The sequence below is a fragment of the Roseivivax lentus genome (assembly GCF_900156805.1).
Classification (GTDB): domain Bacteria; phylum Pseudomonadota; class Alphaproteobacteria; order Rhodobacterales; family Rhodobacteraceae; genus Roseivivax; species Roseivivax lentus.
Genome location: NZ_FTOQ01000004.1, coordinates 30,606 through 43,215, shown reverse-complemented (window position 1 = coordinate 43,215; position 12,610 = coordinate 30,606). Strand labels below are relative to the sequence as shown.

General features: G+C 68.2%; 12 protein-coding genes and 1 other RNA gene. 9 read left to right on the top strand and 4 right to left on the bottom strand.

The features are described 5' to 3' along the window. Positions 1 to 237: 237 nt before the first annotated feature. Positions 238 to 765, top strand: coding sequence for a protein-tyrosine phosphatase family protein (locus tag BW990_RS08895; protein WP_076447263.1), 528 nt, complete (start codon positions 238 to 240; stop codon positions 763 to 765). An 86-nt stretch (positions 766 to 851) separates the two neighbouring features. Here the strand turns inward: BW990_RS08895 and ffs are convergent. After that, positions 852 to 948, bottom strand: an RNA gene (ffs, locus tag BW990_RS08890) — signal recognition particle sRNA small type. A 57-nt stretch (positions 949 to 1,005) separates the two neighbouring features. Next, a complete protein-coding gene (locus tag BW990_RS08885; protein ID WP_076447262.1) occupies positions 1,006 to 2,850 on the bottom strand; it encodes a 5'-nucleotidase C-terminal domain-containing protein in 1,845 nt (614 codons plus the stop codon). A gap of 143 nt (positions 2,851 to 2,993) precedes the next feature. Between BW990_RS08885 and nudC the strand changes: the two genes are divergently transcribed. The 3 genes from nudC (at position 2,994) to BW990_RS08870 (ending at position 5,449) form a co-directional block, all read left to right on the top strand. Beyond that, positions 2,994 to 3,962, top strand: coding sequence for an NAD(+) diphosphatase (nudC, locus tag BW990_RS08880; protein WP_076447970.1), 969 nt, complete (start codon positions 2,994 to 2,996; stop codon positions 3,960 to 3,962). A gap of 77 nt (positions 3,963 to 4,039) precedes the next feature. Further along, entirely contained in the window at positions 4,040 to 4,504 is a 465-nt protein-coding gene (locus BW990_RS08875; RefSeq protein WP_076447261.1) for an SRPBCC family protein, read from the top strand. A gap of 126 nt (positions 4,505 to 4,630) precedes the next feature. Next, a complete protein-coding gene (locus BW990_RS08870) occupies positions 4,631 to 5,449 on the top strand; it encodes a DUF4198 domain-containing protein (RefSeq protein ID WP_076447259.1) in 819 nt (272 codons plus the stop codon). A 296-nt stretch (positions 5,450 to 5,745) separates the two neighbouring features. On the opposite strand, the gene hemC is transcribed toward BW990_RS08870, so the two are convergent. Then, the gene (gene hemC, locus BW990_RS08865; protein WP_076447256.1) at positions 5,746 to 6,705 is read right to left on the bottom strand and encodes a hydroxymethylbilane synthase; all 960 of its coding nucleotides are present in this window, start codon (positions 6,703 to 6,705) and stop codon (positions 5,746 to 5,748) included. Positions 6,706 to 6,809: 104 nt separating this feature from the next. Between hemC and hemE the strand changes: the two genes are divergently transcribed. Further along, positions 6,810 to 7,838: a uroporphyrinogen decarboxylase gene (gene hemE / locus BW990_RS08860; RefSeq protein ID WP_076447253.1), complete on the top strand. Its 1,029-nt coding sequence runs from the start codon at positions 6,810 to 6,812 to the stop codon at positions 7,836 to 7,838. A 7-nt stretch (positions 7,839 to 7,845) separates the two neighbouring features. Here hemE and BW990_RS08855 read toward each other — a convergent pair whose 3' ends face one another. Beyond that, the gene (locus tag BW990_RS08855) at positions 7,846 to 8,805 is read right to left on the bottom strand and encodes a DMT family transporter (protein WP_076447969.1); all 960 of its coding nucleotides are present in this window, start codon (positions 8,803 to 8,805) and stop codon (positions 7,846 to 7,848) included. Positions 8,806 to 8,953: 148 nt separating this feature from the next. On the opposite strand from BW990_RS08855, the gene BW990_RS08850 reads away from it, so the two are divergent. The 4 genes from BW990_RS08850 to BW990_RS08835 all read left to right on the top strand — a co-directional run bounded on the left by BW990_RS08850 (position 8,954) and on the right by BW990_RS08835 (position 12,609). After that, on the top strand, positions 8,954 to 9,898 hold the full coding sequence (locus tag BW990_RS08850; protein WP_076447250.1) for an ABC transporter ATP-binding protein: 945 nt from the start codon (positions 8,954 to 8,956) through the stop codon (positions 9,896 to 9,898). Then, positions 9,895 to 10,656: an ABC transporter permease gene (locus tag BW990_RS08845; RefSeq protein ID WP_076447247.1), complete on the top strand. Its 762-nt coding sequence runs from the start codon at positions 9,895 to 9,897 to the stop codon at positions 10,654 to 10,656. Before BW990_RS08850 ends, BW990_RS08845 begins: the two co-directional genes overlap by 4 nt. A gap of 130 nt (positions 10,657 to 10,786) precedes the next feature. Further along, entirely contained in the window at positions 10,787 to 11,239 is a 453-nt protein-coding gene (locus tag BW990_RS08840; RefSeq protein ID WP_234990196.1) for a cupin domain-containing protein, read from the top strand. A 140-nt stretch (positions 11,240 to 11,379) separates the two neighbouring features. Further along, positions 11,380 to 12,609 (top strand): MFS transporter, encoded by a 1,230-nt coding sequence (locus tag BW990_RS08835; RefSeq protein WP_076447242.1) that lies wholly within the window; start codon positions 11,380 to 11,382, stop codon positions 12,607 to 12,609. Position 12,610: the final 1 nt, after the last annotated feature.

Below are 12,610 nucleotides of genomic sequence, written 5' to 3'. Positions count from 1 at the left end.
CCCGTCCTGCGTCGCGACGCGCCGGTGCCCGGGCAGGGGGCCGGGAAGGCGCGATCTTTTCCTTAACTCTCATGGGCATGTGTGTATCATCGGCGCCGCAACCACGGAGCCCGGGGGGGAATCTGAGATGCCAGGCGCAGATATCCGGCGCGGAGGGCTGATTCGGTCGTGCCGCGCGCGGCATACCGGCGCGACGGGCCAGTACGGTCGGCCTGCGGTGTCGCGGGTCCGCGCGCCATGACGACCGAGGCCGAGGCGCATGCGATCTACGCCGTGCCGGTGGGCGGCGGTATCCTCGCGATCGCGCCGATGCCGGGTGCTGGCGGGGATTATGCCGCCGATCTCGAACATATCCGGAACTGGGCGCCCGCGCTGGTCCTGTCGCTCGTGAGCCGGGCGGAGCTCGTCCTCGCGGGGGCGGAGAACTTCGGCGGCGACATGCAGGATCGCGGCACCCGGTGGGACCATCTCGAGATCGAGGATTTCGCCGCGCCGGATGCGGCGTTCGAGACGCGCTGGACGGTGGTGTCGGGCTTCGCGCGCCGGGCGCTTGTTGGCGGCGGGCGCGTGCTTCTGCATTGCAAGGGAGGCTGCGGCCGGTCCGGCATGGCGGCGCTGCGCCTGATGATCGAAATCGGCGAAGCGCCCGACGAGGCGCTTGCCCGCCTGCGCGCCGTGCGCCCCTGCGCCGTCGAGACCGATGCGCAGATGGCCTGGGCGATGGCCGCGCGGCGCGCGCCCGCGGTCTTCGTGCGCCATCCCTAGCGCTCGGGTCAGGCGGGTCCCGTTCGGCAAAAAGTTCTATGTCGGGAGAGTGGGCGCCGACCGCCTTCCTGGGGCAAGGTCGGCAAGGTGAGAGACTGAAACACGACCCAAGCGAGACTCGTTGCGGCTGCTTCCTTCCGGACCTGACCGGGTTGGCGAGGCGCCTGCCCGCGCCAGCCTCTCAAGAGGGCACATAGGCGCGCGGCGCGGGATTCGCAAGGTCTGCCGGGGTTCCGGGCGCTAGAGTTGCAGCGTCAGGCACAGTCGGGAGCAGCAACAATCGCTCACCGCGCGCAACGGCGTGCCGCGCAGATAGGGCCGCGCCTCCGGGGTGGTCTCGAAGCGCAGCCGCGCACCCGCCGGGCCGGACAGCCGCCAGGCCACGCCCGGCCTCGGCGCCACGATGCCGCGCGTGGCGACATGCTCCGCGATCAGGTCCCGCACGAGGCGCGGCGAGCGATGGATCACCTCGGCCACGGGATAGCCGCCGCTGCCCGAGGCGCGGTAATTCGTCGTCGCGAGGACAACCGGCTGGTCCGGTTTCAACGCGCGGCCATTGGCGAGCCTCAGGTCGCGGATCCGCTTGCCCTCGGGTTGCGTGAGGTCGATCCGGAACGAGACGCCGTGCACCATGTCGAAGTCGTGGCGCGCCGCGTCCTTTTCGAAAAGCCGCCCGGTCATCTGGTTTCCGGGGGCACAGCCCGCATAGATGCGCGCCGCATGTTCGAGCCAGGCGCCGATGCCCGTGCCATTCGTGCGCAGGGCCGTGAGCGTGTTGGGATAGGGATAGAGATCGTGCATGTGCCGCCTCAGTACCGGCCCGGCGGGGATATGCGTGTAGGCATTGCAATCCTCCGGACCGCCGGTCTTGAACAGGGTCGCGGCCGAAAGGATCGGCAAGTCCCGATGGCGGCTGTCGCGCAGCGCCTCGCGGATGGCGGCGCCCTGGACCTCGGCGATGAGCCCGGTCGCGGCGGCGGGCAGGGCGCCCGCGAAGAAGCTGTGCATGGGCGTTTCGGTGACGCCGATCGCTTCGGTCATCCGGGTACGGGCGCGGGCATGGGCGGGGGCCGCGATCCGCGCGATCCGCTTGCCCTCGGCGCCGAGTGTCGCCCGGGCCGGGTGCAGCGCCGTCGCGCTGGCCGCGATGGACCAGGCTCCGGTCTCGGATTTCCGGACAAGGTGCAGGTCGATCTGGCCCAGATGCGATCCGTAACAGCCCGGCGCGACGATGGGCGCCGCCGCCGCCTCGGCCTCCTCGGTCTCGGCGTGGTGGCGATGGCCGGCCACCACGGCGTCGACCCCGGCGATGCGCGCCACCGCGCGGGCGACGTCCTCGCCGCCCGGCTGTGGGTCGGTCTGGCCCAAGCCGCCATGACAGAGCGCCACGACGATATCGGCGCCGCGCCGCCGCAGATCCTGCGCCCAGAAGGCGACCGCTTCGGGCGCGGGCCGGGTTTCGGCGCGCCCGGTCAGGTGGTCGGCATCCCAGCGCATCACCTGCGGTGGCACGACGCCCAGAAGGCCCACCTTCAGCACATGACGCACGCCCTGCTCGTCGGTGATCGCACGTTCGAGCACGTGGCTCAGCGGCAGAAGCGGGCAGTCGTCGCCCGGATCCGCCCCGCGCCGCGCCACGAGATTGGTCAGCACGAACGGATATTGCGCCTGCCCGGCAAGCTCCTGCAGCATCTCGATGCCGAAGTTGAAATCGTGATTGCCCGGAACCGCCGCATCGACCCCCAGCGCGGCCAGCGCGGAGAGAAGCGGATGCGCGACATCCTCGGCGACCCGCGCCGCGTCGGTCCGTGGCGTCACCCCCGCGACCCGTGCCTCGGCCATCAGCATGTCGCCCAGCGCGTTGCCCTGGAAGGTATCGCCGTTGTCGAAGAGCAGCGTGTTCGGCGCCTCCGCCCGGGCCTCGGCGATGCGGTCGGCAAGGCTCACCAATCCCGTCGCGGGGGCCGGGCGATCCTTGTCGTAGTCGAAATCGAGCAGGCGCGCATGCAGATCCGTGATCGCGAGGATACGGAGGCGCGCCTCGTCACCGGATGCTATGTCGCGATTGGGCCTTGCAGAAACCACGCCCAGATCCTTTTGTATCCCCGATCTCAAGAGGTAATCCCTAGCCCGGGTACGCGCAACCTCAAGTTGCGCGGCCGCAATTCAGCACACGCCGTTTTTTCCTGTGGTGACAAAAATGGCCCATCCAGAGGAGAGTTCGCGTGTTGCGCAATCCCGAAGAGGTGACGTTCGGCGGATCCGGGCTCGACCGGGCGGCCGAGCTGCGCACCGATCCCGCCGCGCTGGCCGCGCTCTGGCGGTCCGAGACCGCGCGCGTGATCGTGCTCTGGCGCGGCAAGCCGCTCATCACGCAGGACAAGCCCGCGGCGCTGATGCGGGTCGCGACGGATCATCCGGTTCTGGGCGACAGCGACCCCGGTGAGGCGCTGTTTCTCGGCCGCGACGGTGACGCGCCGGTCTTCGCCGCCGATATCTCGGCCTGGACGCCCGACGATCTGGACACCGATGCGCTGGGCGCCTTCGCCGACCCGACCGAGCAGATTCATCCCGACTGTCCCGAGGGCCGGTTCGCGGAACTGCGCCGGATCATGACCTGGCTCAGTCCGCGCGACGCGGAACTGGCCGCCACGGCGCGGGCGGTGCTGAACTGGCATCTCAGCCACGCCTTCTGCTCGAAATGCGGCGCGCCCTCGGACATGGCGCAGGCGGGCTGGCAGCGGCGCTGTCCGCGCTGCGGGGCGGGGCATTTCCCGCGCACCGATCCCGTGGTCATCATGCTCGTGACCCATGGGCCGCACACGCTTCTGGGACGCTCGCCGGGCTGGCCCGAGGGGATGTATTCCTGCCTTGCGGGCTTCGTGGAACCGGGCGAGACGATCGAGGCCGCCGTGCGCCGCGAGGTCTTCGAGGAGACCGGCGTGACGGTGGGCCCGGTGCGCTATCTCGCCAGCCAGCCCTGGGCCTTCCCGAACTCGCTGATGATCGGCTGCCACGGTGTGGCGGAAAGCATCGAGATCACCATCGACCCCGCCGAGATCGAGGCGGCGCAATGGGTCACGCGCGAGCGCCTGGTGGCGACCATGGCCGGGCACGAGACCGGTCTGCTCCCGGCGCGGGAGGGCGCGATCGCGCATTTCATGCTCCGCAACTGGCTTGCAGACCGGATCGATTGAGGGAACACTCCGCGCCAAACGCGCCGATTTCGGTCAACGGGACGGGCGAGGGGCACGAGGGGTAAAAGGGGCCGAGCATGGAGTTTTCCCACAAGGAGGACATCGAAGCGCCGCTGGAACGCGTCTTCGAGGAAATCAGCGATTTCGACCAGATCGAACGGTCGGTCATGCGCCGCGGCATCGAGGTCAGCCGCAGCGATGCGCAGGAGGCTGTGGGCGAGGGCATGAGCTGGCGCGCCCGTTTCACCTTTCGCGGCAAGGCGCGGGATGCCGATATCCGGCTGGTGCGCTACGAGCCGCCGACGCTGATGGTCTTCGAAAGCAAGTCGGGCGGGCTGGAGACGCGCAGCGTGGTGGAATGCGTGGCGCTGTCGCGTTCGCGCACCCGGATCAGCGTCGACGTGGCGCTGACCCCGAAGACGCTGTCGGCGCGGCTGATCGTGCAATCCATGAAGCTGGCCAAGGGCAAGATCGACCGCAAGTTCCGCGCCCGCATGGCCGATGCCGCGAGCGAGCTGGAGCGCCGAACGAAATCCGCGTGACATTCTGAGCCGATTGGCGCTTGGCCGGCCCGCGCGCGCCCCTGCCGTGACGCCCCCGTGATCGCGCGGCGATTGCGGCTCACGCGGGGCGCGCTACCATCGGTCCGAAACAGAACGGAGCTTCCCATGATCGCCCGCCCCCTTCGCCGTGCCGCGCTCGCGCTGGCCGCCGCATGCCTGGCCGTGCCGGCCGCGTCGCATGAATTCTGGATCGATCCGACCGTCTATCAGGTGCCCGACGGCAGCGATCTGATCGCCGATATCCGCGTGGGCGAGGCGTTCGACGGCGCGGCGTATTCCTATATCCCGCCAAATTTCACCCGCTTCGATCTGGTGATGGGCGACCGGGCGATCGAGGTGCCGGGCCGCGCGGGCGACCGTCCGGCGCTGCAGATGGAGGCGCCCGGGGCGGGCCTCGCCATCGTCGTGCACCAGACCAAGGCCTACAACCTGGTCTATGACAGCTACGAGAAATTCGAGAATTTCGTCACCCACAAGGATGCCGCCTGGGCGCTAGAGCGGTTCGCGGAGCGCGGGCTCGATCCGGAGAACGTGCGCGAGAGCTACACGCGCTACGGCAAGAGCCTGATCGCGGTGGGCGACGGTGCCGGGTCGGACCGGGAAGTGGGCCTTCTGACCGAGATCGTGGCGCTGGCCAATCCCTATACGGACGATCTGTCCGCCGGGCTGCCGGTCCGGGTGCTCTACGAGGGCACGCCGCGCGCGGATGCGCAGGTCGAGCTTTTCGCGCGGGCGCCCGACGGGACCGTTTCCGTGAGCCTGCACAAGACCGACGAGGCGGGCGTCGCGACCCTGCCGGTCGCGCCGGGGACGGAGTACCTCGCCGATGCAGTGGTGATCCGGGAGCTCGAGGCCGAGATGATGAGCGATCCCACCTGGGAATCGCTTTGGGCGTCGCTGACCTATCTCGTGCCGGCGCAGTGAGGGGTTTCGCCTCGGGCCCTGCCCGAGGCGACCGGCGCGCGGGGCGCGGCCCCTTGGGCCACGCCCCGCGCGTTGGAGGCGCTGCCTCCAAACCTCCGGGCGACATCTGGAAAGATGAAGATAGGGGCGGCGGCTGCCGCGGAGCCGGTGGCGCGGCGATGGCAATGGCGGGACCCGCCGGGCCGAAACACCGGCGCGCCGGTGCCGTCCTCCGGTCAGGCCGAAGCGGGACACGGCGCGTGCCGGTCCGGTTGGCGCTTCGGCTCCGGTCGGAAGACCCGCGAAGACGGTGCCGATCAGGCGGTCTTCGGTGCGATCCAGTCGAAGAAATCCGGCCCCGCGCGGGACAGAAGATCGCGCGCGAGATCGCGGCCCATCTCCACGCCGTCCTCGATCGGACCGGTGCGGCTGTCCGCATGCGCTTCCGAGCCGTCCGGGCGCAGCACTTCGCCCGCCAGATGCAGCGTGCCGCCCTCCAGCGTCGCGAGCCCCGCGATGGGCGTCTCGCAGGAGCCGTCGAGCGCCGCGAGGAAGGCGCGCTCCGCCGCGAGGCGCTGACCGGTTTCGGTGTCGTGGATCGCGGCCAGCATGTCGGCGACGCGCGTGTCGTCCTCGCGCCGTTCGATGCCGATGGCGCCCTGCGCCACGGCGGGCAGCATGTCGGTCACCTCGATCGGGTGTTGCGGCACGTGGCTCATGCCCAGCCGGTTGAGCCCGGCGCGGGCGAGGAAGGTGGCGCGGGCCACGCCGTCATCGAGTTTCTTCAGCCGTGTCTGCAGGTTGCCGCGGAACTCCACCACGTCGAGATCGGGCCGGCGCACCAGAAGCTGCGCGCGGCGGCGCAGGCTCGACGTGCCGACGGTGGCACCTTCGGGCAGCTCGGCCAGGGCGGAAAACTCGGACGAGATGAACGCATCGCGCGGATCCTCGCGCGGCAGGTAGGTGTCGAGCGTCAGACCCTCGGGCTGCAGCACCGGCATGTCCTTCATCGAATGCACCGCGATGTCGATGGCGCCCGACAGCATGTCGGCCTCGATCTCGCGGGTGAACAGGCCCTTGCCGCCGATCTCCTTCAGCGGCCGGTCGATGATCTTGTCGCCGGTGGTCTTGATGATGACGATGGTGAAGGCCTCGTGCGGCAGATCGAAGGCCTGGGCCAGCCGGTCGCGCGTCTCGTTCGCCTGGGCCAGCGCCAGGGGCGATCCGCGGGTGCCGATCTTCAGCGGATGGGCGGGGGAGGGAAGGTCAATGCTCATGCCGACAGCTTTAAGCAGGCCGATTGCGGGTGACAAGCAGACTTGACACTCGGGCGCGGGCATCGGACCACATGGGCGAAAGACGAGGGAAGGCACCGAGGCATATGACCAAGACGATCCTGCGCGCATTGAAGGGCGAGACCCTGCCGACACCGCCCATCTGGATGATGCGCCAGGCCGGTCGCTACCTGCCCGAATACCGCGCCACCCGGGCCGAGGCGGGCGATTTCCTGTCGCTCTGCTACAACCCGGAACTGGCCGCCGAGGTCACCTTTCAGCCGATCCGGCGCTACGGCTTCGACGCGGCGATCCTCTTCGCCGACATCCTGCTGCTGCCGCAGGCGCTGGGTGCCGACCTGTGGTTCGTCACTGGCGAGGGGCCGCGGCTTTCGACCATCACCTCCGAGGCCGATTTCGAGAAGCTGAAGCCGGTCTCGGCCATCGACGACACGCTGTCGCCGGTCTACGAGACGGTGCGCATCCTGTCGAAGGGCCTGCCCGAAGAGACAACGCTGATCGGCTTCGCCGGCGCGCCCTGGACCGTCGCGACCTACATGATCGCCGGCAAGGGCACCCCCGATCAGGGTCCGGCCCATGCGCTGAAGGCCGAGAAGACCGCGCTCTTCGAGAAGATCATCGCGCTCCTGACCGAAGGCACGATCGAGTACCTCTCGCGCCAGGTCGAGGCCGGCGCGGAGGTGGTGAAGATCTTCGACAGCTGGGCCGGATCGCTCAAGGGCGACGATTTCATCAAATACGCCCAGGAGCCCGCGCGGATCATCACGCAGGAGATGAAATCGCGCTTTCCGGGCCTGCCGGTCATCGCCTTCCCGCGCCAGGGCGGGGATTTCTACAAGGGCTTCCATGCCGCCACCGGCGCAGATTGCGTCGCGGTCGATGACAGCGTCAGCCCCGAATGGGTGGCCGAGAACGTCCAGATCCATGGCTGCGTGCAGGGCAACCTCGCCTCCAAGCACATGGTCACCGGCGGCGAGGACCTGGTGCGCGAGACGCGCGCCGTGGTCGATGCGCTTAAGCATGGCCCGTACATCTTCAACCTCGGCCACGGCATCACTCCCGATGCCGATCCCGAGAACGTGCAGCTGATGATCGACACGGTGCGCGGCGGCTGATCCGGCCTCAGCGGCGCGCTGCCCGGTTCGGCCGGGGGCGCGCGCCTTCGCGGAAGAACACCACGAGCCCGGCGCCGACGATCAGCGCTGAACCTGCCCAGGTCAGCACGCTCGGCCATTCGCCGAAGACCAGCCAGCCCCACAGGATCGCCAGCGGCAGGCCCAGATATTCGAACGGTGCTATGATCGACGCATTGGCGAGCCGGTAGGCCGCCGAGAGGCAATAGCCGATCACACCGGCCACAGCGCCGATGCCCAGAAAGAGCGGCCAGTCCTCGGGTGTGGGCCAGTGCCAGGCCCGCAGCAGGAAGCGCAGGCTGTCATTCGTCGTATGCTCCGCGAAGCGCCCGTCGCCCGCGACGAGGAAGAACAGCGCCGAGACGATCAGGAAGGTGGTCTGGATATAGATCGCGAGCGCCGCCGCGGAGGCCTGCGCGCCGAGCTTGCGGGTCAGGACCTGCATGCTGGCATAAAGAAACGCCGCCGCCACCGGCAGGAGCAGGACGCCCGGGGAAACCGTGCCCGCGCCTTCGGCCTCGGGCACCTGCATCAGCAGCACGCCCGCAAAGCCCGCCACCACCGCGAAAAGCCGGACGGGGCCGACCCGCTCGCCCAGAAACGGGATCGAGAGCAGGGTGATGAACAAGGGCGCCACGAAGAACAGCGCGGTCGCCTGCGCCAGCGGCAGCACCGCGACGGCGGCGTAGAAGGTCATGTTGGCCGCGACGACGAACAGCCCGCGCAGCAGATGCAGCCCGGGCGTCGCTGTGCGCAGCGCGGCGAAGCCGCCTTCGAACCGCAGCAGGACCAGCGTCAGCGCGAGCCCGATCGCCGACCGGATGAAGACGATCTGGTGCAGCGGATAGCCGCCCGACAGCAACTTGATCTGGAAATCATTGACCGAGATCGCGGTGACGCCCGCGCAGATCAGCAGGATTCCGAGGGCTGGGCGGTCGATGCGGCTCATGCCTTCGCCGTAGCGCGCCCGCGACGGGCTGAGAAGCGCTTTTTCGGGGGTCCGCCCGGCCACCTGCGCCGGGGGGCTGCATTCCTGCACATTGCCGCGCCGCCGCGCGCGGATTACCTCAGGGGTCGTGAACGAGGAGTGTGCAGACATGGCCGGGATGGTCGAGATCGAGAATGCCGAAAAGACCTATGATGGCGGCTTCCAGGCGCTGAAGGGCGTCAGCCTGAGCATCGAGGAGGGAGAGATCCTGGCGCTTCTCGGCCCCAATGGCGCGGGCAAGACGACGCTGATCTCCACGATCTGCGGCATCACCATGCCGACGGGCGGGTCGATCCGCGTGGGCGGCCACGACGTGGTGCGGGATTTCCGCGCCGCGCGGTCGCTCGTGGGGCTGGTGCCGCAGGAACTGACCCTCGAGCCGTTCGAGACGGTCTGGTCGGCGGTGCGCTTTTCGCGTGGGCTCTTCGGAGCCAAGCGCGACGATGCCTATCTCGACGAGTTGCTGCGCCGGCTGTCGCTTTACGACAAGAAGCACAGCCAGCTGCAGGAGCTTTCGGGCGGGATGAAGCGCCGGGTGCTGATCGCCAAGGCGCTGAGCCACGATCCCAAGGTGCTGTTTCTCGACGAGCCCACCGCGGGCGTCGACGTGGAGCTGCGCCGCGACATGTGGGACATCGTCGCCAAGCTGAAGGAGACCGGCGTCACCATCATCCTGACCACCCATTACATCGAGGAGGCCGAGGCGATGGCCGACCGCATCGGGGTGATCTCGGCGGGCGAGCTGCTGCTGGTCGAGAAGACCACGGATCTGATGGCGCGGCTCGGCCGGAAGGAGCTGCGCATCGCGCTGAGCGCCCCGATCGAGACCGTGCCCGAGGGCCTGTCGGATTACGACCTGCGGCTCGAGGATGAAGGCGAGACGCTGATCTACACCTACGACACGCAGGCCGAACGCACCGGCATCGCCCGGCTGATCGGGTCGCTTTCGGAGGCGGGGCTCAGCATCGCCGACGTCGAGACGACGCAAAGCTCGCTCGAGGAGATCTTCGTGGGTCTCGTGCGCAAGGAAGACGACGAAGGAGACGCCGCATGAACTGGACCGCGATCTGGGCGATCTATCGCTTCGAGATGGCGCGCTTCGTGCGCACCTTCCTGCAATCCATCATTTCGCCCGTCATCTCGACCTCGCTCTACTTCGTGGTCTTCGGCGCGGCCATCGGCAGCCGCATCGACGAGGTGGACGGCATCTCATACGGCGCCTTCATCGTGCCCGGGCTCATCATGCTGACGGTGATGACGCAGGCGATCTCGAACGCGTCCTTCGGGATCTATTTCCCGAAATTCATCGGCACGATCTACGAGCTTCTGTCGGCGCCGATCAGCTTCGCCGAGGTGATCCTGGGCTATGTGGGGGCGGCGGCGACGAAGTCGCTGTTCATCGGCGTGATGATCCTGATCACCGCGACCTTCTTCGTCGATCTGACGGTGCAGAACTGGCCCGCCATGCTGGCCTTTCTGGTGCTGACCTGCACGAGCTTCGCGCTTCTGGGCTTCATCATCGGCATCTGGGCGTCGAATTTCGAACAGCTCCAGCTCGTCCCGCTTCTGGTCGTGACGCCGCTCGTGTTCCTTGGCGGGTCGTTCTACTCGATCTCGATGCTGCCGGAATTCTGGCAGAAGGTGGCGCTGTTCAACCCGGTCGTCTACCTGATCTCGGGCTTCCGGTGGTCGTTCTTCGGCATGGCCGACGTGCCGGTGATGGTGAGCCTCCTGGCCATCGCAGGGTTCACCGCCCTTTGCGTCCTCACCGTCTGGTGGATCTTCAAGACCGGCTGGCGCATCCGCGCCTGAGGCCTGTTTGCGGCGCGGCGATGTCGCAAACGAGCGCTCCGAAATCGACTTCGGGGCGGTCGCACATGGAACAGACGCGCCGCCCCGCAGCGCCTACCTGTGCCGGACATTCGGCGCAGGAGGAAGTGCGGTGGCTTACGTGGACATGATGCCCGGCGATTTCGCCGAAACCTATCTCGACGGCCTGCCCGTCATCGCCAATGCCGACCACGCGCCCCTCGAAGGCGGCGAGGATCCGGCCTTCGGCACGGTGCGCTGGCGGACGCTGTTCTCGGCCGACCGGACCAAGACCACGGGCATGACGCTGGGCGTCGCCGAATTCGGACCCGGCGGCACGCTGCTGCCGCACCGCCACGGACCGGCGGAGTTCTATTTCGGGCTGGCGGGCCAGGGCATCGTGACCATCGACGGCGTTGCGCATGACCTCTCGCCCGGCGTGGCGATCTTCATCCCCGCCGAGGCCGAGCACGACACCGTCGCGGGCGCCGAGGGTCTGCGTTTTCTTTACGGCTTTCCGAAGGACCGCTTCTCGGACGTGGATTACCGCTTCACCGCGGCCTCGGGCGAGATGACGTCGATCTGACAGCGACACCCGCCGCGGCGCCCCGCGCGCCCGGCGGAGGCACCGCACCCTTTGGGGCGACGGGCCCTCACGATTCCGCACAGCTGCCCTCTTGATTTGCGATCTCGCCAAGAGCGCCAAATCGGCGTATCGCCGGATCCATGAGGATCATGCCCCTTGCCGATGCCCGGACCCTGCCGATCTGGCGGCGTCCCGTGACGCTTCTGTTCCTGATGGCCATCGCCATGCCGCTCAGCTTCGCGACTTGGTCGGCGCTGCTGAACAATTTCGTCATCGAGGCGGCGGATTTCGACGGCTCCGATATCGGCTGGCTGCACACGGTGCGCGAGATCCCGGGCTTTCTGGCCGTGGGGGTGATCGCCGTGATCGTCTTCATGCGCGAACAGGTGCTGGCGCTGGTGTCGCTTGTCCTTCTGGGCGTGGCGACCGCGATCACCGCCTATTTCCCTTCGATGGGCGGGATCCTCACGATCACCATGCTGTCCTCGATCGGCTTTCACTATTACGAGACGGTCAACCAGTCGCTGCAGCTGCAATGGTTGCCGAAGGCCGAGGCGCCGCGCATGCTGGGCCTTCTGGTGGCCGCCGCCTCCGCCGCGACGCTGGTGGCCTATGTGGCCATCGTCATGACATGGGAGGCCTTCGATCTCGGCTACGCCTTCGTCTACATGGCTTCGGGCGGGCTGACGCTGGTGATCGTCGCCTATTGCTGGCTGGCCTTCCCGCAATTCGAAGCGCCCAATCCGCAGCTCAAGAAGTTCATCCTGCGCCGGCGCTACTGGCTCTATTACGCGCTGCAATTCATGTCGGGCGCGCGACGGCAGATCTTTGTCGTCTTCGCGGGCTTCATGATGGTCGAGAAGTTCGGCTTCGAGGTGCACGAGGTCACGGCGCTCTATCTCGTCAACCTCGTGGCCAACATGATCTTCGCGCCGCTGATGGGCCGGGCCGTGGGGCATTTCGGCGAACGCAACGCGCTGGCCTTCGAATATGTCGGGCTGACGCTGGTCTTCCTGGCCTATGGCGGGCTCTACTGGTTCGGCTGGGGCGTGATGCTCGCCGCGTTCCTCTACGTGGTCGATCACATCTTCTTCGCTCTCGCGCTCGCGCTGAAGACCTATTTCCAGAAGATCGCCGATCCGGGCGACATCGCGCCCACCGCCGCCGTGGCCTTCACCATCAACCACATCGCGGCGGTCTTCCTGCCGGCCGCGCTGGGCTATCTCTGGCTGGTCTCGCCGCAGGCGGTGTTCACGCTGGCGGCGGGCATGGCGCTGACCTCGCTCGCGCTGGCGCTGATGATCCCGCGCCATCCCGAGCCCGGCAACGAGACGGTGTTCGCCCGCCTGGCCCCCGCGCCCGCGGAATAGC

What these genes read in the sequence shown, in the direction of transcription:
- BW990_RS08855 (WP_076447969.1), bottom strand. Translation starts at nt 8,805, where the DNA reads ATGAGCCGCATCGACCGCCCAGCCCTCGGAATCCTGCTGATCTGCGCG.
- BW990_RS08845 (WP_076447247.1), top strand. Translation starts at nt 9,895, where the DNA reads ATGAACTGGACCGCGATCTGGGCGATCTATCGCTTCGAGATGGCGCGC.
- BW990_RS08870 (WP_076447259.1), top strand. Translation starts at nt 4,631, where the DNA reads ATGATCGCCCGCCCCCTTCGCCGTGCCGCGCTCGCGCTGGCCGCCGCA.
- BW990_RS08895 (WP_076447263.1), top strand. Translation starts at nt 238, where the DNA reads ATGACGACCGAGGCCGAGGCGCATGCGATCTACGCCGTGCCGGTGGGC.
- BW990_RS08835 (WP_076447242.1), top strand. Translation starts at nt 11,380, where the DNA reads ATGAGGATCATGCCCCTTGCCGATGCCCGGACCCTGCCGATCTGGCGG.
- BW990_RS08850 (WP_076447250.1), top strand. Translation starts at nt 8,954, where the DNA reads ATGGCCGGGATGGTCGAGATCGAGAATGCCGAAAAGACCTATGATGGC.
- BW990_RS08875 (WP_076447261.1), top strand. Translation starts at nt 4,040, where the DNA reads ATGGAGTTTTCCCACAAGGAGGACATCGAAGCGCCGCTGGAACGCGTC.
- hemE (WP_076447253.1), top strand. Translation starts at nt 6,810, where the DNA reads ATGACCAAGACGATCCTGCGCGCATTGAAGGGCGAGACCCTGCCGACA.
- hemC (WP_076447256.1), bottom strand. Translation starts at nt 6,705, where the DNA reads ATGAGCATTGACCTTCCCTCCCCCGCCCATCCGCTGAAGATCGGCACC.